Source organism: Micromonospora sp. NPDC050686 (assembly GCF_040654475.1).
Classification (GTDB): Bacteria; Actinomycetota; Actinomycetes; order Mycobacteriales; family Micromonosporaceae; genus Micromonospora.
In genome coordinates this window covers 96,190-116,889 of the sequence record NZ_JBFAID010000012.1, presented here as the reverse complement: position 1 = coordinate 116,889, position 20,700 = coordinate 96,190, and the positions used below count along the sequence as shown (strand labels likewise).

The following is a 20,700-nucleotide window of genomic DNA, read 5'->3' as shown; positions in this document are numbered from 1 at the left end:
AGAGACAAGGGTTTGACGGAAATCTGGCGCAAAAACCGGGAGACGATTCGTCCCAACTCCACCAAATCAGCACGCGACAATGCGCGGACGGTCTCAGAAGAGCGTCATTTCCTCCGGCGTCCGGTCCCCAGGGAGCGGCACCCGCTCGATCAGCCCCGGCCCGTCGTTGCGGACGTCGCCGACCGCCGGCCCCACCGGCCGGATCTCCAGCCCGGCGAGCCAGCCGGGCGGCGGCGGGTCGAGCAGGGCCGCCGGGTCCTCCGTCGGGGCCAGCCAGGCCGCCCGCCGCTCGGGCGGCAGCAGCAGCGGCATCCGGTCGTGCACCTCGGCCAACTCCCCCACCGCCGCCGTGGTGAGCACGCTGAAGGTGAGCAGCTCACCGCCGTCGGGCAGCCGCCGGGGCGACCAGATCCCGGCGAAGGCCAGCACCGAGGCGTCCCGCGGGGTCATGAAGTACGCCTGCCGGCCGGCGGGCGAGCGCACCCACTCGTACCAGCCGTCGGCCGGGACCAGGCAGCGCCGGCGGGCGAAGGAGCGAGCGTACGCCCGGCTGGTCGCCACGGTCTCCGCCCGCGCGTTGATCATGCGGGCGGCACCGGTGGTGCTGGCGGCCCAGTGCGGCACCAGCCCCCACCGGCCGGCGCTGAGCGCCCGGCGCCCCTCGGCGTCGAGCCGGACCAGCGGCACCGGGTCGGTGGGCGCGACGTTGTGGTCGGGGCCGAGCCGCCCGCCGGTCTCGTCGTACGCCTCGAAGAGCCCGCTCAGGTCGCCCGCGCTCCGGGTCGTCGCGTACCTCCCGCACATGGGCACACGCTATCCGGCCCCGGCCGTTCCGGCTGTCCCGCCAGCCGGGAGCCCGGCCTCCGCCGAGGTCCACCGGGCCCTCGGCACGGCAGAATGTGACCGTGGGACATCTGACCGCGACGCGACCGCCCCAGCCGTGGACCGCCCCGACCGCCTCCGACCCCGTCGCGGCGACCCTGCGCCTGCCCGGCTCGAAGTCGATGACCGCCCGCGCCCTGGTGCTCAGCGCCCTGGCCAGCGGCCCGTCGACGCTGGCCGGGCCGCTGCGCGCACGGGACACCGAGCTGATGGCCGGCGGGCTGCGCGCGCTGGGCCCGCACATGTCGACCGCAGACGACGAGCGGTGGCTGGTCCGGCCGCACCGGCTGGTCGGCCCGGCCCACGTGGACGTCGGGCTGGCCGGCACCGTGATGCGCTTCCTGCCGCCGGTCGCCGGCCTGGCCGAGGGGCGGATCACCTTCGACGGCGACCCGGCCGTCCGGGCCCGTCCGCTCGGCCCGCTGGTCGGCGCCCTGCGCTCGCTCGGCGTACGGATCGACTCCGCCGGGCCGGGCAGCCTGCCGCTCGCCGTGCAGGGCGCCGGCCGGGTCACCGGCGGCGAGGTGGTGATCGACGCCTCGGCCTCCAGCCAGCTCGTCTCCGGCCTGCTGCTCGCCGCCGCCCGGTTCGACCGCGGCGTGGTGGTCCGGCACCAGGGCCCGCCGGTGCCCTCCGCGCCGCACCTGCGGATGACCGTGCAGATGCTGCGTGCCGCGGGCGCCGCCGTCGACGACGGCACCCCCGACGTGTGGACCGTCGAGCCGGGCCCGCTCAGCGGGCGCGGCTGGGAGATCGAGCCGGACCTGTCCGGCGCGGTGCCGTTCTTCGCCGCCGCCCTGGTCACCGGCGGCGAGGTCACCCTCCAGGGCTGGCCACGCAGCAGCATGCAGCCGGTCGAGCAGCTCCGCTCGCTGCTGCACCGGATGGGCGGCGAGGTGCGGCTCGGCACCGACGGGCTGACCGTGCGCGGCACCGGCACGGTGCACGGCCTCGACGCCGACCTCTCCGACGTCAGCGAGCTGACCCCGGTGCTGACCGCGCTGGCCATGCTCGCCGACTCGCCGTCCCGGCTGACCGGCGTCGGACACATCCGGGGGCACGAGACCGACCGGATCGCCGCGCTGGCCCGCGAGTTCGGCGCCCTCGGCGCGGACGTCACCGAGTCCGCCGACGGGCTGGAGATCCGGCCCCGCCCGCTGCGCGGCGGCACCTTCCGGACGTACGCCGACCACCGGATGGCGCACGCCGCGGCGGTGGCCGGGCTGGCCGTGCCGGGCGTCGAGCTGGACGACGTGGCCTGCACCTCCAAGACCATGCCGGAGTTCCCGGCACTATGGTCAGGGGTGGTGACCGGCAAGAGCTGACGTGCGGAGGTGCCCCCCTGGCGACCAAACGGCGGGAGTACGACGAGGACGACGTACGGGTCCGGCCGGGGAAGTCCTCCCGGCCGCGCACCCGCACCCGCCCGCGGCACGAGAACGCGGTGGACGGCTTCGTGATCGCCGTGGACCGGGGCCGCTACACCTGCGTGCTCGCCGGAGCGGACGCGCCGACCGTCACCGCGATGCGGGCCCGGGAGCTGGGCCGCAAGTCGGTGGTGGTGGGCGACCGGGTGGCCCTGGTCGGCGACACCTCCGGCGCGGCCGGGGCGCTGGCCCGGATCGTCCGGATCGCCGAGCGCCGCTCGGTGCTGCGGCGTACCGCCGACGACGACGAGACGACCGCCGAGGGGCGGCTGGAGCGGGTGGTGGTGGCCAACGCCGACCAGCTGGTGATCGTCAGCGCGCTGGCCGACCCGCCGCCGCGCACCGGGTTCGTCGACCGCTGCCTGGTGGCCGCGTACGACGCCGGCATCGAGCCGCTGCTCTGCCTGACCAAGGCCGACCTGGCCGGCCCGGAGGCGGTGCTCGACTACTACACCGAGCTGGAGCTGCCGTACGTGCTGATCCGGCCGGATTCCGACCTGGACGCGCTGCGGGCGCTGCTCGCCGGTCGGATCTCGGTCCTGGTGGGGCACTCCGGGGTGGGGAAGTCGACCCTGGTCAACCGCCTGGTGCCGGACGCCGAACGGGCGGTCGGCACGGTCAGCGCGATCGGCCGCGGCCGGCACACCTCGACCAGCGCGGTGGCGCTGCGGCTGCCGCCGGCGCCCGGGGCGGACGCGGACCCGGGCTGGATCGTCGACACCCCGGGGGTGCGCAGCTTCGGGCTGGCGCACGTCTCCGCCGACAGCCTGCTGCACGGCTTCCCCGACCTGGTCGAGGGGACGGTGGACTGCCCGGCCAACTGCCCGCACACCGCCGAGGAGCCGGACTGCGGGCTGGACGCCTGGGTGGCCGCCGGCAAGGCCGACCCACGCCGGCTGGCCTCGTACCGCCGGCTGCTGGCCTCCCGGTCCGGCGACACCGACCCGCGCGAGCCGGAGCGCAACCCCGGCGACCCCCTGGCCGGCTCCTGACCGACGCCGGCCCGCGACCGGCCGCCCTCCGCGGCGAGAGCCGACCCGCGGCCGGGGCCGCCCGCCGGGAGTCCCGGCCGGCGGGCGGCGGGCACCCGGCTCCCGGGCCCGGCCGGGGGCGTCGCTACCGTTTCCGGCATGACCGGGTACGCCGCCGACCTCGCCCTCAGCCACCGGCTCGCCGACGCCGCCGACACCGTCTCCGCGGCCCGGTTCCGGGCGCTCGACCTGCGGGTCGAGTCGAAGCCGGACCTCACCCCGGTCTCCGACGCGGACACCGCGGTCGAGCGGCAGATCCGCGCCCTGCTCGCCGAGCACCGGCCCGACGACGGGCTGCTCGGCGAGGAGTACGGCGAGCAGCCGGCCGGGCCGAACGGGCGGCGCTGGATCGTCGACCCGATCGACGGCACGAAGAACTTCGTCCGGGGGGTGCCGATCTGGGCCACCCTGATCGCCCTGCTGGAGGCCGACCGCCCGGTCCTCGGGCTGGTCTCCGCGCCGGCCCTGGGCCGCCGCTGGTGGGCGGCCCGGGGCGCCGGGGCGTACGCCGGGCCGGACCGGGAGCGCGGCGAGCCGATCCGGGTCTCCGCGGTCCGGGAGCTGGCCGACGCCAGCTTCTGCTACTCGTCGCTGACCGGGTGGGCGGCGGCCGGACGGCTGGACGGGATGCTCGGGATCATGCGGGACGCCTGGCGCAGCCGGGCGTACGGCGACTTCTACGGCTACATGCTGCTGGCCGAGGGGGCACTGGACGTGATGGTGGAGCCGGAGCTGTCGCTGTGGGACGTGGCGGCGCTGGTGCCGATCGTCACCGAGGCCGGCGGCACGATCACCGACCTGGCCGGCCGCCCCGCCCCTGCTGGGGACGCCGCCGGCGAGCACAGCGCGGTGGCCAGCAACGGGGCGTTGCACGCCGACATCCTGGGCCGGCTCGGTCGGCCGACCGCGCGGTGAGCCGCGGACACCCTCTATCCTCGCCAGGTGGTGTCCTCCGGGTGGTGCTTCCTCGCGGCCATGATCGTCGCGTACGGCGTCGCCAACCTCCTCCAGTCGGTCGCCGCGGCGCGCACCACGGTGCACCACACCTTCGACCCGGGCCTGCTGCTGCGGCTGGCCGGCCACCGCACGTACCTGGTCGGCCTGCTGTGCCAGGTGGCCGGCTTCGTGCTGGCCTTCCTGGCCCGCCGGGACCTGCCGCTGTTCCTGGTCCAGGCCAGCGTGGCGGCCGGGCTGGGGGTCACCGCGATCCTCGGCGTGGTGCTGCTGAAGTGGCGATTACCGGTGGCGGAGGTGGTGCTGCTGGCCCTGCTCTTCGCCGGGATCACCGCGCTGGTGCTCTCCGCCGAACCGGCGCAGTCCGGGCCGCTCGGCCCGACCGGCCTGGTCGCCCTGGGGGTGGCGCTGGGCGTGATCGCGGTCTGCGGGTTCTTCGCGGTACGGCTGCACGGCGCACCGGGGTCGGTGGTGCTCGGCTCGCTGGCCGGGATGGCGTTCTCCGCCGCGGCGGTGGCCGCCCGGCCGCTCGCCGCGGCGCCCTCGGCGGAGGCGTTCCTCCGCGACCCGCTGCTCTATCTGCTGATCGCCCACTCACTCGTCGGGCAGCTGCTCCTCGGGCTGGCCATGCAGCGGGGCTCCACCACGGCGGCGGTGGCGGCGATGGACGCCGCCGGCGCGGTGCCCGCGGCGATCGTCGGCCTGCTGCTGCTCAACGACCGGATCTGGCCCGGCCGCGAGTGGCTGGCCGGCGTCGGCTTCCTGGTCACCCTGCTCTCGGTGATCGGGTTGACCCGGTACGCCGAACCGCAGCACCACCACACCTCGACCCGGGAGCGGGAACGCGCGATGGTCGGGATCGGCTCCGCCGCGCTGCCGCCCGCCCCGCTGGCTGATCAGGCCGCCTCGACCGGCTTGCGCCGGCCGACCACCCGCTCGTAGAGCCGATCCAGCGCGCCGGCGGTCCGTTCCCAGGTGTAGCTGCACCGCACCCGGTCCACCGCGGCGTGCCCGTACGCGAACCGCCCGGCGTTGTCGGCCAGCAGCCGGCGCAGGGTGACGCCCAGCGTGCGGACGTCGCCCGGGGTCACCAGTCGCCCGGTGACCTCGTCGACCACCGCGTCGGCGATGCCGCCCACGGCGTAGCCGACCACCGGCACCCCGCACGCCATCGCCTCCAGCGACACCCGCCCGGCGGCCGCGTAGTGCGGGGTGCAGGCCACCACGTCCGCCGACCGGTACCACGTGGCCAGCTGGTCGTGCGGCACCTCGCCGACGAGGCTGACCTGGTCGGCGACCCCGGCGAGCTCGGCCAGCTCGCGCAGCCGGCGCGCCTCGGCGTGACCGGCCAGCCCGGTGGCCGGCGGCCCGCCGGCGATCACCAGCTCGGCGTCGCCGACCAGCCGCATCGCCCGGATCAGGTCCTCGTGCCCGTGGCCGGGTGCGAGGCCGCCGACGGCGAGGATGCGGTGCCGCTGGTCCCGGGGTGCGGCCTCGCCGTCGGGGTGGAAGTGCTGGGTGTCCACGCCGGTCGGCACCATCGCCACCGAGGTGCGCTGCAGACCCATCCGGGTCAGCTCGTCAACCTCGTCGTTGCACTGGGCGACCGCGATGTCCACCGCCCGGCTGAGCGCGCGCTCCAGCGGGATCCGCTCCCCCGGCCCGTCGTACCCGGGGCCGAGGTGGCGCAGCTGCTCGACGCCGAGGGAGTGGAAGGTCTGCACCATCGGGATGTCGGTCTCCCGGACGGCGTGCGCGGCGGCCAGGCCGCCCACCCAGTAGTGCCCGTGCACCACCTCGGGTGCCCAGTCGTCGGCCCAGCGGTCGGCCAGCCAGCGACCGAACTCCGCCATGTACGGCACCAGCTCGGCGGTGGCGGTCGGGGCGGCCGGGCCGATCGGCGCCCGCTCGACGCGGTAGCCGTCCAGCTCGGCGTGCGGGGCGAGGCCCGGCTCGTCGAGCCGCTCGTACACCCGCACCTCGTGCCCGCGCTCGGCCAGCTTCGCCGCGACCCGCGCGACATGCTGACGGGTGCCGACGGCAGGGCCGTCGGCGGGCCTGGAACGGCCGGCGTGCGCGCACACTAGGCCGACGCGCATGGTGCACCTCCCATGCGATTGCGAGCGGTGGTCTCCCCGGTCAGAGGGTCCCATTAACCCGGGCCCGTCGAGCCGAAACATGACAACTCGGGAGGGACCCGGTGGCGTCCGGCACTTCCGATCTTGGCGGTTCCCACCGGAGCGGCACCGCCGCCGCCCCGGAGTCCAATTCCGTCACCGATCCGTCGGGTCCCGTCGGCATGACCTCCCGGTGCCGGGGGTACCGCATCTCAATGCCGCTCACCCGCAGTCTCGCCGACGCCACCGTGGTGGTCACTGGCGCCTCCGGTGGCATCGGCGCCGCCACCGCGTACGCCCTGGCCGACCGCGGTGCCGCCGTCGTGCTGGCGGCGCGGAGCGAAGCGGCGCTGCGGGTGGTCGCCCAGCGGTGCCACGAGCTGGGCGGGCGGGCCCTGGTGGTGCCGACCGACGTGACCGACCCGGCCGCGGTCGACCGGCTCGCGGAGCGGGCGGTGACCGCCTTCGGCAGGATCGACGGCTGGGTGAACAACGCCGCGGTGAGCGCGGTCGGGCTCTTCGACGAGATCCCGGTGGCGGAGTTCCGCCGGGTGGTGGAGGTCAACCTGCTCGGCACCGCGTACGGCGTCCGAGCCGCGCTGCCCCACCTGGCCGCGGCGGGCGGCGGGGTCGTGGTCAACAACGCCTCGGTGCTGGCCGAGGTGGCGACGCCCTACCAGTCGGCGTACAACGCGGCGAAACACGGCATCCGCGGGCTGGCCGACACCGTCCGGCAGGAGCTGCGGGTCACCGGGCGGGGCACCATCTCGGTCTGCACCGTCCTGCCGGCCACCATCGACACCCCGTTCTTCCGGCACGCGGCCAACCACAGCGGCCGGGAGCTGGTGCCACCACCGCCGGTCTACCCGCCGGAGGTGGTCGCGGGGACGATCGTGCGGCTGCTGTGCCGGCCGCGCCGGGAGGCGTACGCGGGCGGCGCCGCCCGCCTGATCGGCCTGCAGTGGCGGCTCGCGCCGGCGCTGGCCGAACGGGCGCTCGGCTGGTACGTGCACCGGACCCAGTTCGGCCCGGCAACCCGACCGGAGGCCACCGGCGACGTGTTCGGCCCGCGCGGAACGGCGCGCACCGGCGGGGGCTGGCAGGGCCGGCGCCGGCAACTGGTCCGGATGAGCGCCGCGTTCGGCCTGGCGGCGGCGGGGACCGCGGCCGGGACGGTGGCGGCGATGGTCCGACAATCACGGACGGAGCGTTGATGGACGGGGCGGACCGGCCGGGTGCGCGTCCCGGGGCCGGCAGGCACCATAGGACGATCATGCCGACGGACGTGCCCTGCCTGGTGGAGACCGACGGCTCGGCGCCCGTCCTGCACCTGACCGGGGCGCTCGGGTCGGCCGGGGTGCCGGCGGTCCGCGACGCGTTGCTCGCCCGGCTCAGTGAGCGGCCGGGTCCCGTCGTGGTGGACCTCTCCCGGCTGCCGCCCGGCGGGCCGGCGACCCGGCGCGTGATCGCCGAGGTGCTCGCGGCGGTGGCCGACTGGCCCGCCGCCGGCCTGGTGGTCTGCGACCCGAGCGGGGTCACGGCGGGCATCGGGGCGATGGTCTGCCCGACCCTGGACGCGGCGCTGGCCGCCGCGGCCCGCCCCGAGTTCGCGCAGGCCGACCTCCCGCCGGTGGCGGGCTCCGCCCGGCTGGCCCGGGAGCTGGTCACCGAGAGCTGCCGCCGCTGGGGCCTGCCGGAGCTGGCCGAGCCCGCCTGCATCGCGATCACCGAGATGGTCAACAACGTGGTCGCGCACGCGGGCACCCCGATGACGGTCTGGCTGGCCCCCCGGGCCGGCACCGTGCACCTGGCGGTCCGCGACCATTCACCCGAGCGCCCGACGTACGCGGGGATCGCCCCGGTGGACACCGCGGGCGGGCGCGGCCTGCTGCTGATCGACACGGTGGCCCGGCGCTGGGGCAGCAGTGGGGTGCCGGACGGCAAGGTGGTCTGGTGCGTGCTGTACGCCGAGGACGAGGCCACTTTCCGGCGCTGATCGGCGCTTTTCTCCGCTTTCCTCCCGGATGGCCACGGCCCGCTCCGGTTACCCGCGAGGGGCAGTGGGTAGTGATCAGCCATGCGCGACGACGAGTACCCGACCCCCGTTTCCGACCCCGAGGCGGAGGGCCTGCCCGACACCGCCGACGACGACTCGACCGCCAACGATGACGTGCTGACCGGTCGCGAGGCGGACGGGCCGGAACCGGCGCAGCTGCCCGGCGACCGCACCCCGGTGGCGGTGGACCACTTCGGCACCACGGCTGAGGAGCAGCTCGACGGCGAGTCGCTGGACTACAAACTCCAGCGCGAGCTGTACGAGCGGCCGGCCGACGACCCGCTGGCCGGCCCGGTCGACCCGAACATCGCCGCCGAGGCGGACAGCGAGGAGGCCGCCGCCCAGGCCCAGCTCGACGCCGACGTGATCGACCCGGGCCCCACCTCGGACCCGCACTCCCCGGTCTCCGTCTACGACCACGGCCAGCTCGGCACGGTGGCCGACCACGAGGTCGGCCGGCTGGTGGAGCCGGACGAGGGCGCCCACACCGACCAGGAGACCGACAACGTCGCCTTCGACGCGGGCGCGGCCGGCGGCGGCGCGACCGCCGAGGAACTGGCCGTGCACGAGACCCGGCCCCCCGAGTCGCACTGACCGTCAGTCGAGCCCGCGCTCGATCGCGTACCGGGTCAGCTCGACCCGGTTGTGCAGCTGGAGCTTGCCCAGCGTGTTCTGCACGTGGTTCTGCACCGTCCGGTGGGACAGCTCCAGCCGCTCGGCGATCTGCCGGTAGGACAGCCCCTTCGCCACCAGCCGCAGCACCTCGGTCTCCCGCTCGGTGAGCCGGGGTGCCGCGTCCGGCCGGGCCGCCGCCCGGTCCCCGCCACCGGCCGCGAGCCGGCGGTACTCCCCCAGCACCAGCCCGGCCAGGCCCGGCGTGAAGACCGGCTCGCCCGCCGCGGTCCGCCGCACCGCGTCCAGGAACTCCGCCGGGGCGGCCGACTTGACCAGATAGCCGGTGGCCCCCGCCTTCACCGCCTCCAGCACGCTCTCCGGTTCACCGCTCGCGGAGAGCATCAGCACCCGCACCTGCGGCAGGGCGGCGCGCAGGCCCCGGATCACCGCCACCCCGGAGATGTCCGGCAGCTGGAGGTCCAGCACCACCACGTCGGGTCGCGCGGCGGGAGCCACCCGGATCGCCTGCCGCCCCTCCCCGCTGGTGGCCACCACCTGGTGGCCGGCCTCGGCGAGGTCCCGGGCCACCCCCTCGCGCCACATCGGGTGGTCGTCGACCACCATCACCCGTACCACGTCGCGTGCTCCTTTCCCGTCCTGCCGTGCTCACCCCGGTCGCCGGGGCACCGTCAGCTCGATCTCGGTGCCGGCGCCGGGGCCGGCGTCGATCCGTACCGTGCCGCCCAGGTCGCTCACCCGGCCCCGGATCGACTGCGCCACGCCGAGCCGGCCCTGGGCGGCGGCCTCCGCGAGCCGGCCGGCCGGGATGCCCGGCCCGGCGTCCCGGATCGAGACGGTCACCGTCTCGCCCTCGTCCTCGACCAGCACCCAGGCCCGGCCGCCGGCGTGCCGGGCCGCGTTGTCCAGCGCCGCGGCGGTGGCGGCCACCAGTTCCCGGGCCACCGCCGCGGGCAGCGGGACGGGGGTGGCCGGCGTGGCCACCGAGACGAGCGCCGAGGCGTACGGGCCGAGCAGGGCGCGCAGGTCGACCTCGCCACCGTCCGGGTGATTGCCGGGGCCCCCGCTACAACCGAATGCGTTAAGCGGGGGCCCCTCCTTGCGGGCGGCGCCGGCGATCAGCGCGCGCAGGGCGGCCTCCTGCTCGCCGGCCAGCCGGGCCAGTTCCCCCGCCTCCCCGTCGAGGTGGGCGCCACGCCGCTGCACCATCGCCAGCACCTGGAGCACCGAGTCGTGGATGCCCCGGGCCAGCCGTTCCCGCTCCCGGGTCGCCGCCTCCAGCTCGACCGCCCGTTGCAGCCGCCCCTCGGCGGTGACCGCGAGCCGGGCCACGTGCCCGACGACGACGCCGGCGAGCAGCAGCAGGATCACCCCGGTGAGCGAGGACTGGCCGATCCGTTCCCGGGTGGCCAGGTCCGCCCCGCCGAGCAGCAGGGCGGCCATCGCGCCACGCCGCCGGCCCCCGGAGACGGCCCAGGCGAGCACCGGCCCGGCCAGCCAGGCCACGGTGAGGGTGGGCACCCCCGCGGCGAGCGCGGCCCGGCCGATCACCCACGGGCTGACCGCCATGACGGCCAGCACCGCGCCCAGGTCGGCCAGGAGCAGCGGCCACCGGCGGCCGGCCGGCCGGGCGTACCCGACGGCGGTCACCCCGGTCCAGGCCAGCATCAGCAGCAGCACGCCGCCGGCCACCAGCGGATGCGCGTACCGGTCGCCGTGGCGCACGGCCAGCAGACCGACGTATCCGAGGGAGGCGAAACGGAAGACGGCGATGGCCCGCCACAGCGGGCCCTCCAACCCACCGGGCGGCGTCGGCATGGCGCCACGATGCCACAACGGGGCCAGCCGGCGGTCCGGCCCCGGTGCGGCTCGGAAAAACCTGGCGTACGGTGGAAATGTCGCGAAAGACCAGGGATCCAGTGTCCGGACGGGGCCATGACGAACGCAGAACCGCGCGCACCGCGTACGGTTGTGCCCATCGAATCTTCCCTCCTCATCGCCGAGGCCTTCGACCAGGCCCAGGTGACCGAGCTGCGACACTCGGTCACCTCCCGCGCGCACGCCGCCGGGCTGGCCGGGCAGCGCCTCGACGACTTCGTGCTGGCGGTCAACGAGCTGATCACCAACGCGGTCCGGCACGGCGGTGGGCACGGCTGGCTGCGGCTCTGGCTCAGCACCTCGGAGGTGGTCTGCGAGGTGGCCGACCACGGCCGGGGGATCAACGCGGGACGGCTGGCCGACCACAGCCGGCCGGCGCCGGACACGGCCGGCGGCTGGGGCCTCTGGCTGGCCCGGGAGCTGAGCGACACCATGGAGGTGGTCACCGGCCACGCCGGCACCACCGTACGGATCACCGCCACCCTCGTCGCCACCTCACCGGCCGCCGCCGGCCCGGACGCCGCCCCGGCCTGACCGCCGCTACCGGTACGGTGCCGGGGTGACCCCCGACTACGTCGCCGCCATCGATCAGGGCACCACCTCGTCGCGGTGCATCCTCTTCGACCGGGCCGGTCAGATCGTCTCCGTGGCGCAGCGCGAGCACCGGCAGATCTTCCCCCGGCCCGGCTGGGTCGAGCACGACGCCGAGGAGATCTGGCAGAACGTCCAGCGGGTGGTGGGCGAGGCGCTGGCCGCCGCCGACGCCGGCCCCGAGCGGCTCGCCGCGGTCGGCATCACCAACCAGCGGGAGACCACCGTGGTCTGGGACCGGGCCACCGGCCGCCCGGTCGCCAACGCCGTCGTCTGGCAGGACACCCGGACCGGGCCGCAGCTACGCGAGCTGGCCGAGTCGTACGGCGAGCGGCGGCTGCGCGAGCGGACCGGGCTGACCCTGGCCACCTACTTCGCCGGGCCGAAGCTGCGCTGGCTGCTCGACCACGTGGACGGCCTGCGGGAGCGCGCCGAGCGGGGCGAGGTGCTCTTCGGCACCATGGACAGCTGGCTGATCTGGAAGCTGACCGGGCGGCACGTCACCGACGTGACCAACGCCAGCCGGACCATGCTGATGGACCTGCGCACCCTGGAGTGGGATCCGGAGCTGCTGGCGGCGCTGCGGGTGCCCGCGGCGATGCTGCCGGAGATCCGCTCCTCGGCCGAGGTGTACGGCACCGCGGCGGGCCCGCTCGCCGGGGTGCCGGTGGCCAGTGCCCTCGGCGACCAGCAGGCGGCGCTGTTCGGGCAGACCTGCTTCCAGCCCGGCGAGGCGAAGTGCACCTACGGCACCGGCAGCTTCCTGCTGCTCAACACCGGGGCCAGCCCGGTCCCCTCGGCGCACGGCCTGCTCACCACCGTCGCCTACCGGATCGCCGGCCAGCCCGCCGCGTACGCCCTGGAGGGGGCGATCGCGGTCACCGGCTCGCTGGTGCAGTGGCTACGGGACAACCTCGGCCTGATCTCCTCCGCGCCGGAGGTCGAGGAGCTGGCCCGTACGGTCGAGGACAACGGCGGCTGCTACGTGGTACCGGCGTTCTCGGGTCTGTTCGCGCCGCACTGGCGCAGCGACGCGCGGGGGGTGATCGCCGGGTTGACCGGCTACATCACCAAGGGGCACCTGGCCCGGGCGGTGCTGGAGGCCTCCGCCTGGCAGACCCGCGAGGTGGTCGACGCGATGAACGCCGACTCCGACGTGGCGCTGCGCCGGCTGCGGGTGGACGGCGGGATGACCGCCAACGAGCTGCTGATGCAGTTCGTCGCCGACGTGCTGGATGTGCCGGTGGTCCGGTCCCGGATCACCGAGACCACCTGCCTCGGCGCCGCGTACGCCGCCGGCCTGGCGGTCGGCTTCTGGCCCGACCTGGCCACCCTGCGGGAGCAGTGGCGCTCCGACGCCCAGTGGCAGCCCGCGATGAACCCGGCCGAGCGGGAGCGGGAGTTGCGCCAGTGGCGCAAGGCCGTGCAGCGCACCCTCGACTGGGTGGACTGACCGGTCGGGCGGGGCGGTCCCGCCAGCGTCCCCTTCGGTACGGTGCTGCGGTGACCGCCGTGACCGGTGGTGCCGGACGGGAGGGCCATGCCGACTCTGCTGCTGACGATCATGACCGTGCTGGCGCTGGCCGGCGCCACGTACGCGGTCATCCGCCTGCGGCGCGACCTGCGCCTGCTCGCCCGGGGCACCCGGGTGCCCGGCGAGGTGGTGGACCTGCGACCGGTCACCCTGGGGCACGGCCCCCGGACGTACCACCCGGTGGTGCGCTTCCGTACGCCGGACGGCCGGGACGTGACCGCGACGCCCGGACGCTGGCGGCAGACCCCGTTGTCGGGCGCTCCGGGGCCGGTGACCGTGGTGCTCGACCCGGCCCGCCCGACCCGGATCCTGGTCGAGGCCCCCGGGATCGGCACGTCGTCGGTGGTGCTGCCCTTCGTCACGCTGCTCGGGGTGAGCGTGATCCTGCTGGTCGCCGGGATCGTCGCCTACGCCTCCCTCGGCTGAGCGCCCCGCCGGGCGGGCCGGCCGGCCGGCACCCTCCATCCAGGATGTCCGCGCGAGCCACTAGGGTCGGGCACGAAAACCGGACCGGGGGAAGGTGACGCACCATGACCGAGCCGCGCCAGGACGATCGGGCCAGCGACGTGATGGCCCAGATGATGACGCGGATGCGCGAGGATTTGCGGCGCGGCGACGAACTGCGCGGTCGGCTGGCCGAGCTCACCGGCCGGGCGGAGAGCCCGGACGGGCTGGTCGCGGTGACCTGCACCGCCGACGATCCCGCCCACGAGCTGCGCCTCGACCCCCGCGCGCTACGCCGGCCCAGCGAGGAGCTGGCGGAGCTGCTGCAGGACCTGCTCCGCGAGGCGCGGGCGGACCTGCGACGGCAGACCGACGAGGCGCTGCGCGAGCTGGGCGGCACCGCCGGCCCGCAGTCCCTGGTGCACGATCCGGCGGCGGCGCAGGCCAAGCTGGCGCAGCTCAACGAGCTGGTCTCCGGGCCGGTCCGGGACAGCGTCCAGATGCTGGCGCGGATGCGGCGTCAGTTGGGCGTCTGACCCGGGATCGCGATGGGCCTCGCCCGCACCGGACGCCACCGAATCCCGGAAGTGGGAGTCTCGCCCCGCGTGGTCGGGGCGCGGGCGGGTCAGCCGGCCCGGCGGGCCCGGCGGTTGAGCCGGAGCCAGCCGACGGCGAACCCGCCGAAGCCGGCCAGCAGGACCAGGCCGAGGGCGACCGGAGCGATCAGCCAGCTGGTCAGACTGGTGGTGGCGCTGGTGCCGTCGGCCCAGCCGGAAACCTCCTGCCCGGGGCGCAGGGCGCCGCCGCCCACCCCACCGGTGACGGTGGCACCGTCGGCCAGCCGCCAGCTGCCCCGGCACCGCTGGGTGGCCTTCGGTCCACTGAGATCGCAGGACTCGACCCGGATGGTCACCCGCTCGGCGGGGACGACCGGCGCCCCGGTGACCACCACCGCCCCCGCCAGGGCGGCGACCATGGCGAGCGGCACCAGCAGCCGCAGCCACCGCGGCCAGCGGGCCGCCCGCTGCACGTAGCTGCCACTGTGGACGGCCGGCGGGTCTGCCATGCCGGCAGGCTATCAGGCGGGGCCGTACATGATCGCCGATCTTAGTAGGCTGTCGGCGCAACGACCGACGGCACGGGGAGGGGCCGATGATCCATGCCGACCCAAAGGCGATCCGTCGCCTCGGTGAGACGATCGAACGCCAGGTGGGGCCGAGCCTCGACGGCGCCGCGGAACGGTTGACCGCCACCCGGGGCATCGAGCACAGCAACTTCACGGCGGTGGTGCCCGTCCTCGCGGTCGCCTACGTCGGGGCGGTGGAGTTCGTCGAGGAGCAGTTGCGCAGCAAGCGCGAGCACCTCGGGGAGATCCGCACCCGGTTGGGCCGTACGGCCGACAACTGGGAGGCCGCCGACGCCGCCAGCACCATCAAGACGCGATGACGACGATCGGGGGGCCGGCATGGCCGAGGTGACGGAGGTGGCGGCCGCCGCCAAGGTCGCGATGGTGGAGATCTCGGTGGCGGCAGCGGTGATCCCCGCCGCCTGGCCGATCGCCCAGATCGTCTACTTCAACCAGTGCGACCCACAGACCATGATCACGACCGGGGGCACCTGGCTGGAGCTGGCCGAACAGCTCGGGGTCACCCGCGACCAGCTGGAGTCGGCCGTGGGGACCGTCACGGCCGAGGAGTGGTCCGGCGACGACCGCGCGGCGTTCGGCAAGCACATCCAGGCGTACGACGTGCAGGTCATCGGCACCCAGGTGCTGGCGGTGACCGTCGGGGTGACCATGATCTGCGTCGGCATGGTCCTGTTCTGCCTGGTCGTGGCGTACGTCGTGATCTCCACCGTGCTGGCCGCCTTCGCCGCCTTCATCGTCGCGGCCGCCGCCACGGTCGTCGGCGCCCCCGCCGCCGCCTCGGCGGAGGCGACCGCGAACTCGTTCGCCGCCTCGGCGGGCGGGGTGCTGCGCAGCATCGAGGCGATGGCCGAGGCCGTCGCCGCCGGTGGCGCCGCGGCCATCGCGGGCGCCGGCGCCTTCGACATCGGGATGCAACTCGGCAGCGGGAACACCGACGTGCTGAAGGACCTCGTCCAGGCCACCGTCGACGGACTGGACAACGTGGCCGCCGGGTTCCTCTCCAAGTGGGAGCGGGACTTCGTCGGCTACGGCATCCACAGCAGCGCCCGGCACGCCGCGGGCTCACCCACCGGGCCTGGCTACCTGATGTACGGCGGGTTGACTCAGGTCGCACCGGCCGGCAAGGACGCCGACGGGGACAACGTCTACGGCACCGGTGGCGTGGTGGACAACCTCTGGGGGCGGGTCTTCGGCGGCGACGCCTGGAATCACTGACCCGCCGTACTCGTGCTCACCGGCGGTCAGTGCCAGCGACCGCCGGTGAGCTTCTCGTAGACCTCGACGTAGCGGGCCCGGGTCGCCTCGACCACCTCGGCCGGCACCTCGGGCGCCGGGCCGCGCTTGTCCCAGCCGCTGGCGGTGGCCCAGTCCCGGACGTACTGCTTGTCGTAGGAGAACTGCGCGCGGCCCGGCTGGTAGGACTCGGCCGGCCAGTAGCGGGACGAGTCGGAGGTGAGCAGCTCGTCGCCGAGCATCAGGGTGCCGTCCGGCGTCCAGCCCAGCTCGATCTTCGTGTCGGCGACCAGGATCCCCCGGTCGGCGGCGATCTCGGCGCCCCGCCGGTAGACGTCGAGGGTGATCTGCCGCAGCCGCTCGGCGGTCTCCGCGCCGACCTTGTCCACCACCTCGGCGAAGGTGATCGGCTCGTCGTGCTCGCCGACCGGCGCCTTGGTCGACGGGGTGAAGATCGGCTCGGGCAGGATGGACGCCTCGACCAGCCCGCGGGGCAGCTCGACGCCGGAGACGGCGCCGGTGCGCTGGTACTCGGTCAGCCCGCCGCCGGTCAGGTAGCCCCGGGCGACGCACTCCACGGGCACCATGTCCAGCCGCCGGCACCGGATCGCCCGGCCGGCGAACTCGGCCGGCACGTCGGTGGTCGACAGGACGTGGTTCGGCACCAGGTCGGCGAGCTGCTCGAACCACCAGACCGAGAGGGCGGTCAGCAGCCGGCCCTTGTCCGGGATCGGCGTCGGGAGCACCACGTCGTAGACGGAGATGCGGTCCGAGGCGACCAGGATCAGGTCGTCACCGTCGGCGTAGACGTCCCGGACCTTGCCCGAGTGCAGAAGTTCCACGCGCCCTAGTACACCACGGGGCGTACCGCGGGTCGTCGCGGCCACCCGGCCGGCCACCCGGACCGGTACGGATCACCCGGTGCGGCGTTGACACCCGCCCGGGCCACCTGTGTAAATGATCCGACCGCCCCGCCCGTACCCCTCAGGAGCCCGCGTTGCCCGTCCTCCGGCCCGCGCCGTCCCGTGCCGCCGGTGTCGGCCGGCGCCGGCTCCTCGGCGCGCTGGTCGGGCTGCCCGTGCTCGCCGGCGGCCTGCCCGGCTGCACGGACGCGCCGACGGCCCGGGTCGACGACGGGCCGATCGAGCTGTCGGTCTTCTGGTGGGGCGGGACGAAGCGGGCCCAGGCGACCGAACGGGCGCTGCGCCGCTACTCGCAGCGCGACCCCCGGGTCAGCTTCCGGATCACCTGGCAGGGCCTGACCGGCTACTACGACCGGTTGGCCACCCAGGCCACCGGCGGCAACGTGCCCGACCTGTTCCAGATCGACGACTCCATGCTGACCGAGTACGCCCGGCGCCGGATCGTCCTCGATCTCAGCCGTCACGTCGAGGACCGACGGCTGGACCTGACCGGGGTGCCCGCCGGCCTGGCCCGGTACGGGCAGGTCGAAGGGCGGACGGTGGCGGTCGCGGCCGGTCAGAGCCTGCCGGTGCTCGTACACAATCAGGACCTGCTGCGTCGGCTCCGCGTGCCCGCGCCGACGAGCGGAATGTCCTGGTCCGACCACATCGCCTGGGCGGCCCGGGTGACCCGGGCCGCCGGCGGCCGGGTGGCCGGGACGGTGGACCCCTCCGGGGACTACCGGGCGTTCTGGCTCTGGCTGCGCGGCCGCCGCGGCGAGCTGTACCGGGACCGCCAGCTCGGCTTCGGCTCCGGCGAGCTGCTCGACTGGTTCGAGCTGTGGCAACGCGCCCGGGCCGAGCGGGCCACCCCGGGCGCCGCCCTGGCCGACCAGTCGGACGGCGGCGACCTGTCCCGGCAGGCTGTGGTGACCGGGCACACCGCCGTCTCGTTCGCCTGGTCGCACCAGCTCCCGGAACTCCAGCGCCACACCGGCGACCGGCTGGTGGTGACGGGTGTGCCCGGCCCCGTCGCGGCCCAGTGGCCGCGGGCCTCGATGTTCTGGGCCGGCTTCCACGGGACGCGGCATCCGGACACCGTGGCCGACGTGATCGACTTTCTGATCAACGACCCGGAGGTCGGCCGGATCCTCGGGCAGGAGCGCGGGCTCAACCCGAACCTGTCGGTCCGCGCCGCGGTCCGCGCCGGCCTCACCGACCGGGAGCTGAGGCAGGTCGCCGCGCTCGACGAAACCGTGTCCAGCCTGCTCGGCCCGGCCCCCGAGCCCCCGGCGGAGGGGCACCTCGCCGTCCGTACGCTGCTCGCCGCCGCCGCCGAGAGCATCCGCTCCGGCCGGTCCGGGGCGCGCGCGGCGACCTCGACGTTCATGGCCCGGGCGAACGCGGCGCTGGCCGGCTGAGTCCCGGCCGCCGCCCGGCGCCCGTTCACCCGCTCGGCCCCGGGCCCACCGCCCGCCGGGAAAGGGCGCCCGCCGTGCCCGGCGGGCGCCCGGGTGCGGTCAGCGCGGCGGGCCGCCCCGGCGGCCGCGCATCAGCCGCAGGATCAGCAGGACGATCGCGACGACCACCACCAGGCAGCAGAGCAGCCCGATCAGGCCGAAACCACCACGCGAGCGGCGCCGGGCCGCCTCCACCACCAACTCACCCGTCCCGCTGGACGCCCAGGCGGCGACCGGGACGAAGACGGAGAGCACGACCGCACCGAGGACCGCACTCAGCCGGCCCCACCACTTGTTCACAGCAGACATGTCCACATCCTTGCCGAGTCCCGCAACCTCGGCACGTGGGGCCGCCGATCCGCCGGACGGCCGACACGACGAAGGCCCCGGAGATCACTCCGGGGCCTTCGCCGACGAGTAGCGGGGACAGGATTTGAACCTGCGACCTCTGGGTTATGAGCCCAGCGAGCTACCGAGCTGCTCCACCCCGCGTCGGTATGTACAGCCTACCCCATCCGTCGGAGAGAGATCAGCCGGGTCGCTCATCCGCCACGGCGGTGCGGGCGAGGGGCCGGCGAGCGCCGCCTCCGCGACCGCCCGGGGCCGGGTCTTGGGCCCGACGCCGGCCGACCCCGGGGCCCCGGATCACCGACCAACGGCACGACGAAGGCCCCGGAGTGATCTCCGGGGCCTTCGTGACGAGTAGCGGGGACAGGATTTGAACCTGCGACCTCTGGGTTATGAGCCCAGCGAGCTACCGAGCTGCTCCACCCCGCGTCGGCCCCTGAACCGTATCGCACCGGCACCCCGAACCGCAAAACGGCCGTGGTCGCCGGCCCGGTCGCCCCGCCGGTCGAGCGCCGGCCGGCGGGGCGACCGGCGGTCAGCCCAGCCAGTCCTCGACCGCCCGGACCGCACGTCGGCTGTAGTCGTCCACGTTCGCCCGGTCGCTGGAGCCGTTCTCCCAGCCCCGTTCCCAGAGCACCGTGACCACGTCGCCGCTCCGGATCGCCCGGATCAGCCGGACCTCGTCCCCTCCGGTCGGGGTGCCCTGGCCGTCGGTGGCCGGGGTCCGCAGCTCGAACAGCACCGAGCCGTCCCCGTAGGCGCCGCTGCTCAGCAGCCGCACCCGGTAGGTCGGGCCCGACCCGTCGGCCAGCTCCGGGCAGTCCCGCACCGCCCGGCGCAGCTGCTCCAGCCAGCCCGCTGCGGCGCCGGGCCGGTGCACGGCGACGGTGTGCAGGTAGGTCCCGTCCGGCACCCACCCCGCCTCGGTGTGCGGCCGGGTGTAGTAGACGAGCAGGCGGGTCCGGCTGAGCACCGGCTCGCGCAGGCGCGCGCCGCACAGGCTCGGCAGTCCTCGCTCGCCGGAGACGAACCGGGGCGGGTCCGCCGCCGTACCGGCCGGCTGGGTGAAGAAGGCGCGGTCGGGGATCCGGGTGGGCGGCTTCGGGGGTGTGCTGGCGGGCGGCTCGCCGGTCGGGGACGCGTCCGGCGGCGACGGTGGCGGCACGGCCGACGGGCTCCCGGACGGCGCGGCGCTCGGCGACGGGCGCGGTGACGCGGTCGGCCCGGCGGTGACCGCCGGCGGGGTGACCGGTTCACGGTCGGCGGGAGCGAGGGCGACCGACACCCCGACACCGACCCCGGCGACCAGCAGGGCCACGCCCAGCGCGCCGGTCGCCGCCCGTCGCCGGGCCCGCCGGTCGGCCCACGTCCGCACCGAGTTCGGCGGGTCCAACCGCTGCCCGTCGGCGTCCGAGGCCAGCGAGCGGTAGAACACTGACAGGTCACGCGACATCGTTCGCCTCCAGTTCCGGCTCGGCGACGCCGGGCAGCAGCGCCACCAGTCGGGCCCGCCCGCGGGACAGCCAGGACTTCACCGTTCCCACCGGCACCCGCATCTCCCCGGCGATGTCCTCCACCGGCATGTCGTAGAGGTAGTGCAGGGCGAGCGCCTGCCGTTGGTTGAGCGGCACCTGCCGGAGCGCGGCCACCAGCAGCACGCTGTCCTCGCCCGGTGGGCTGACCGAGTCCGGCGGCCCGGTCCGGCTCAGCACCACGCGCCAGCCCCGGAGCCGACGCCAGCGGTCCGCGGCCAGCCGGGCCACCACCACCCGCAGCCACGCCTCGGGCGCCGGGTGGGTGGACAGCTTGCCCCAGTGCCGCCACGCACGGGCGAAGGCCTCCTGGACGAGGTCCTGGACCTCGGCGTGGTCCCCGACGACCGCGTAGCCGTAACGCAACATCCTCCGTGCGGTGCTGCGGTAGAACTCGTCGAAGCTCGGCGCGTCCCTCATGTCCTCGTCACGTCTCCCCCAGTGCTGGCCGACCTCATGCAAGGAGGACGGACGAGGTAGGTGCCGGGTTGCACCCGACGCGGGCCGGACCGGTCGGCTGCCCGACAACCA

General features: G+C 75.4%; 23 protein-coding genes and 2 tRNA genes. 14 read left to right on the top strand and 11 right to left on the bottom strand.

Annotation, left to right across the window (positions count from 1 at the left end):
* Nucleotides 1-93: 93 nt before the first annotated feature.
* Entirely contained in the window at nucleotides 94-804 is a 711-nt protein-coding gene (locus tag AB0H57_RS11910; RefSeq protein ID WP_357505345.1) for an SOS response-associated peptidase, read from the bottom strand.
* Between the two features lie 101 nt (nucleotides 805-905).
* On the opposite strand from AB0H57_RS11910, the gene aroA reads away from it, so the two are divergent.
* From aroA to AB0H57_RS11890, 4 genes are all read left to right on the top strand, one after another.
* Nucleotides 906-2,207 carry a 3-phosphoshikimate 1-carboxyvinyltransferase gene (aroA, locus tag AB0H57_RS11905; protein ID WP_357505343.1) on the top strand — a complete coding sequence of 434 codons (1,302 nt, stop codon included), beginning with the start codon at nucleotides 906-908 and terminating at the stop codon, nucleotides 2,205-2,207.
* Nucleotides 2,177-3,301 carry a ribosome small subunit-dependent GTPase A gene (gene rsgA / locus AB0H57_RS11900; protein WP_357505341.1) on the top strand — a complete coding sequence of 375 codons (1,125 nt, stop codon included), beginning with the start codon at nucleotides 2,177-2,179 and terminating at the stop codon, nucleotides 3,299-3,301. The genes aroA and rsgA overlap by 31 nt, the downstream gene beginning before the upstream one ends.
* Nucleotides 3,302-3,439: 138 nt before the next feature.
* Nucleotides 3,440-4,255 (top strand): histidinol-phosphatase, encoded by an 816-nt coding sequence (gene hisN / locus AB0H57_RS11895; protein ID WP_357505339.1) that lies wholly within the window; start codon nucleotides 3,440-3,442, stop codon nucleotides 4,253-4,255.
* A gap of 60 nt (nucleotides 4,256-4,315) precedes the next feature.
* Entirely contained in the window at nucleotides 4,316-5,236 is a 921-nt protein-coding gene (locus tag AB0H57_RS11890; protein WP_357505376.1) for a hypothetical protein, read from the top strand.
* Here the strand turns inward: AB0H57_RS11890 and AB0H57_RS11885 are convergent.
* The gene (locus tag AB0H57_RS11885) at nucleotides 5,191-6,393 is read right to left on the bottom strand and encodes a glycosyltransferase (RefSeq protein WP_357505337.1); all 1,203 of its coding nucleotides are present in this window, start codon (nucleotides 6,391-6,393) and stop codon (nucleotides 5,191-5,193) included. The genes AB0H57_RS11890 and AB0H57_RS11885 overlap by 46 nt on opposite strands.
* A 233-nt stretch (nucleotides 6,394-6,626) precedes the next feature.
* Here AB0H57_RS11885 and AB0H57_RS11880 point away from each other — a divergent pair, with 233 nt between their 5' ends.
* From AB0H57_RS11880 to AB0H57_RS11870, 3 genes are all read left to right on the top strand, one after another.
* Nucleotides 6,627-7,625: an SDR family oxidoreductase gene (locus AB0H57_RS11880; RefSeq protein WP_357505335.1), complete on the top strand. Its 999-nt coding sequence runs from the start codon at nucleotides 6,627-6,629 to the stop codon at nucleotides 7,623-7,625.
* A 59-nt stretch (nucleotides 7,626-7,684) separates the two neighbouring features.
* Nucleotides 7,685-8,407: an ATP-binding protein gene (locus tag AB0H57_RS11875; protein ID WP_357505333.1), complete on the top strand. Its 723-nt coding sequence runs from the start codon at nucleotides 7,685-7,687 to the stop codon at nucleotides 8,405-8,407.
* Nucleotides 8,408-8,488: 81 nt separating this feature from the next.
* Nucleotides 8,489-9,061: a DUF5709 domain-containing protein gene (locus AB0H57_RS11870; protein WP_357505331.1), complete on the top strand. Its 573-nt coding sequence runs from the start codon at nucleotides 8,489-8,491 to the stop codon at nucleotides 9,059-9,061.
* 3 nt (nucleotides 9,062-9,064) lie between these two features.
* Here the strand turns inward: AB0H57_RS11870 and AB0H57_RS11865 are convergent, their stop codons facing one another.
* Entirely contained in the window at nucleotides 9,065-9,706 is a 642-nt protein-coding gene (locus AB0H57_RS11865) for a response regulator transcription factor (protein WP_357505374.1), read from the bottom strand.
* A 42-nt stretch (nucleotides 9,707-9,748) separates the two neighbouring features.
* A complete protein-coding gene (locus AB0H57_RS11860) occupies nucleotides 9,749-10,918 on the bottom strand; it encodes a DUF5931 domain-containing protein (RefSeq protein WP_357505329.1) in 1,170 nt (389 codons plus the stop codon).
* A gap of 117 nt (nucleotides 10,919-11,035) precedes the next feature.
* Between AB0H57_RS11860 and AB0H57_RS11855 the strand changes: the two genes are divergently transcribed.
* The 4 genes from AB0H57_RS11855 (at nucleotide 11,036) to AB0H57_RS11840 (ending at nucleotide 14,083) form a co-directional block, all read left to right on the top strand.
* The gene (locus tag AB0H57_RS11855; RefSeq protein WP_357505326.1) at nucleotides 11,036-11,512 is read left to right on the top strand and encodes an ATP-binding protein; all 477 of its coding nucleotides are present in this window, start codon (nucleotides 11,036-11,038) and stop codon (nucleotides 11,510-11,512) included.
* Between the two features lie 25 nt (nucleotides 11,513-11,537).
* Nucleotides 11,538-13,022 (top strand): glycerol kinase GlpK, encoded by a 1,485-nt coding sequence (glpK, locus tag AB0H57_RS11850; protein ID WP_357505324.1) that lies wholly within the window; start codon nucleotides 11,538-11,540, stop codon nucleotides 13,020-13,022.
* Between the two features lie 87 nt (nucleotides 13,023-13,109).
* Nucleotides 13,110-13,529 (top strand): DUF3592 domain-containing protein, encoded by a 420-nt coding sequence (locus AB0H57_RS11845; protein WP_357505322.1) that lies wholly within the window; start codon nucleotides 13,110-13,112, stop codon nucleotides 13,527-13,529.
* Nucleotides 13,530-13,633: 104 nt separating this feature from the next.
* Nucleotides 13,634-14,083, top strand: a complete 450-nt coding sequence (locus AB0H57_RS11840; RefSeq protein ID WP_357505320.1) for a YbaB/EbfC family nucleoid-associated protein — start codon at nucleotides 13,634-13,636, stop codon at nucleotides 14,081-14,083.
* An 89-nt stretch (nucleotides 14,084-14,172) separates the two neighbouring features.
* Here AB0H57_RS11840 and AB0H57_RS11835 read toward each other — a convergent pair whose 3' ends face one another.
* Nucleotides 14,173-14,613, bottom strand: a complete 441-nt coding sequence (locus tag AB0H57_RS11835; RefSeq protein ID WP_357505318.1) for a hypothetical protein — start codon at nucleotides 14,611-14,613, stop codon at nucleotides 14,173-14,175.
* An 86-nt stretch (nucleotides 14,614-14,699) separates the two neighbouring features.
* On the opposite strand from AB0H57_RS11835, the gene AB0H57_RS11830 reads away from it, so the two are divergent.
* Together AB0H57_RS11830 and AB0H57_RS11825 are read left to right on the top strand one after the other, a co-directional pair.
* Nucleotides 14,700-14,993, top strand: coding sequence for a hypothetical protein (locus AB0H57_RS11830; protein WP_357505316.1), 294 nt, complete (start codon nucleotides 14,700-14,702; stop codon nucleotides 14,991-14,993).
* 19 nt (nucleotides 14,994-15,012) lie between these two features.
* The gene (locus tag AB0H57_RS11825) at nucleotides 15,013-15,909 is read left to right on the top strand and encodes a hypothetical protein (RefSeq protein ID WP_357505314.1); all 897 of its coding nucleotides are present in this window, start codon (nucleotides 15,013-15,015) and stop codon (nucleotides 15,907-15,909) included.
* A gap of 26 nt (nucleotides 15,910-15,935) precedes the next feature.
* Here AB0H57_RS11825 and AB0H57_RS11820 read toward each other — a convergent pair whose 3' ends face one another.
* Nucleotides 15,936-16,769 carry a phosphoribosylaminoimidazolesuccinocarboxamide synthase gene (locus AB0H57_RS11820; RefSeq protein WP_357505312.1) on the bottom strand — a complete coding sequence of 278 codons (834 nt, stop codon included), beginning with the start codon at nucleotides 16,767-16,769 and terminating at the stop codon, nucleotides 15,936-15,938.
* A 155-nt stretch (nucleotides 16,770-16,924) separates the two neighbouring features.
* Between AB0H57_RS11820 and AB0H57_RS11815 the strand changes: the two genes are divergently transcribed.
* The gene (locus tag AB0H57_RS11815; protein WP_357505310.1) at nucleotides 16,925-18,250 is read left to right on the top strand and encodes an ABC transporter substrate-binding protein; all 1,326 of its coding nucleotides are present in this window, start codon (nucleotides 16,925-16,927) and stop codon (nucleotides 18,248-18,250) included.
* 99 nt (nucleotides 18,251-18,349) lie between these two features.
* Here the strand turns inward: AB0H57_RS11815 and AB0H57_RS11810 are convergent, their stop codons facing one another.
* The 5 genes from AB0H57_RS11810 to AB0H57_RS11790 all read right to left on the bottom strand — a co-directional run bounded on the left by AB0H57_RS11810 (nucleotide 18,350) and on the right by AB0H57_RS11790 (nucleotide 20,589).
* Entirely contained in the window at nucleotides 18,350-18,598 is a 249-nt protein-coding gene (locus AB0H57_RS11810) for a hypothetical protein (RefSeq protein ID WP_357505308.1), read from the bottom strand.
* A 109-nt stretch (nucleotides 18,599-18,707) separates the two neighbouring features.
* Nucleotides 18,708-18,781: transfer RNA gene (locus tag AB0H57_RS11805), tRNA-Met, on the bottom strand.
* Between the two features lie 211 nt (nucleotides 18,782-18,992).
* Nucleotides 18,993-19,066 (bottom strand) — tRNA-Met (locus AB0H57_RS11800).
* A gap of 106 nt (nucleotides 19,067-19,172) precedes the next feature.
* On the bottom strand, nucleotides 19,173-20,090 hold the full coding sequence (locus AB0H57_RS11795; RefSeq protein ID WP_357505307.1) for a hypothetical protein: 918 nt from the start codon (nucleotides 20,088-20,090) through the stop codon (nucleotides 19,173-19,175).
* Nucleotides 20,080-20,589, bottom strand: a complete 510-nt coding sequence (locus AB0H57_RS11790) for a SigE family RNA polymerase sigma factor (RefSeq protein WP_357505305.1) — start codon at nucleotides 20,587-20,589, stop codon at nucleotides 20,080-20,082. The genes AB0H57_RS11795 and AB0H57_RS11790 overlap by 11 nt, the downstream gene beginning before the upstream one ends.
* Nucleotides 20,590-20,700: the final 111 nt, after the last annotated feature.

What these genes read in the sequence shown, in the direction of transcription:
- AB0H57_RS11910 (WP_357505345.1), bottom strand. Translation starts at nt 804, where the DNA reads ATGTGCGGGAGGTACGCGACGACCCGGAGCGCGGGCGACCTGAGCGGG.
- rsgA (WP_357505341.1), top strand. Translation starts at nt 2,177, where the DNA reads ATGGTCAGGGGTGGTGACCGGCAAGAGCTGACGTGCGGAGGTGCCCCC.
- hisN (WP_357505339.1), top strand. Translation starts at nt 3,440, where the DNA reads ATGACCGGGTACGCCGCCGACCTCGCCCTCAGCCACCGGCTCGCCGAC.
- AB0H57_RS11890 (WP_357505376.1), top strand. Translation starts at nt 4,316, where the DNA reads ATGATCGTCGCGTACGGCGTCGCCAACCTCCTCCAGTCGGTCGCCGCG.
- AB0H57_RS11885 (WP_357505337.1), bottom strand. Translation starts at nt 6,393, where the DNA reads ATGCGCGTCGGCCTAGTGTGCGCGCACGCCGGCCGTTCCAGGCCCGCC.
- AB0H57_RS11880 (WP_357505335.1), top strand. Translation starts at nt 6,627, where the DNA reads ATGCCGCTCACCCGCAGTCTCGCCGACGCCACCGTGGTGGTCACTGGC.
- AB0H57_RS11875 (WP_357505333.1), top strand. Translation starts at nt 7,685, where the DNA reads ATGCCGACGGACGTGCCCTGCCTGGTGGAGACCGACGGCTCGGCGCCC.
- AB0H57_RS11870 (WP_357505331.1), top strand. Translation starts at nt 8,489, where the DNA reads ATGCGCGACGACGAGTACCCGACCCCCGTTTCCGACCCCGAGGCGGAG.
- AB0H57_RS11865 (WP_357505374.1), bottom strand. Translation starts at nt 9,706, where the DNA reads ATGGTGGTCGACGACCACCCGATGTGGCGCGAGGGGGTGGCCCGGGAC.
- AB0H57_RS11860 (WP_357505329.1), bottom strand. Translation starts at nt 10,918, where the DNA reads ATGCCGACGCCGCCCGGTGGGTTGGAGGGCCCGCTGTGGCGGGCCATC.
- AB0H57_RS11855 (WP_357505326.1), top strand. Translation starts at nt 11,036, where the DNA reads ATGACGAACGCAGAACCGCGCGCACCGCGTACGGTTGTGCCCATCGAA.
- AB0H57_RS11845 (WP_357505322.1), top strand. Translation starts at nt 13,110, where the DNA reads ATGCCGACTCTGCTGCTGACGATCATGACCGTGCTGGCGCTGGCCGGC.
- AB0H57_RS11840 (WP_357505320.1), top strand. Translation starts at nt 13,634, where the DNA reads ATGACCGAGCCGCGCCAGGACGATCGGGCCAGCGACGTGATGGCCCAG.
- AB0H57_RS11835 (WP_357505318.1), bottom strand. Translation starts at nt 14,613, where the DNA reads ATGGCAGACCCGCCGGCCGTCCACAGTGGCAGCTACGTGCAGCGGGCG.
- AB0H57_RS11830 (WP_357505316.1), top strand. Translation starts at nt 14,700, where the DNA reads ATGATCCATGCCGACCCAAAGGCGATCCGTCGCCTCGGTGAGACGATC.
- AB0H57_RS11825 (WP_357505314.1), top strand. Translation starts at nt 15,013, where the DNA reads ATGGCCGAGGTGACGGAGGTGGCGGCCGCCGCCAAGGTCGCGATGGTG.
- AB0H57_RS11810 (WP_357505308.1), bottom strand. Translation starts at nt 18,598, where the DNA reads ATGTCTGCTGTGAACAAGTGGTGGGGCCGGCTGAGTGCGGTCCTCGGT.
- AB0H57_RS11795 (WP_357505307.1), bottom strand. Translation starts at nt 20,090, where the DNA reads ATGTCGCGTGACCTGTCAGTGTTCTACCGCTCGCTGGCCTCGGACGCC.
- AB0H57_RS11790 (WP_357505305.1), bottom strand. Translation starts at nt 20,589, where the DNA reads ATGAGGGACGCGCCGAGCTTCGACGAGTTCTACCGCAGCACCGCACGG.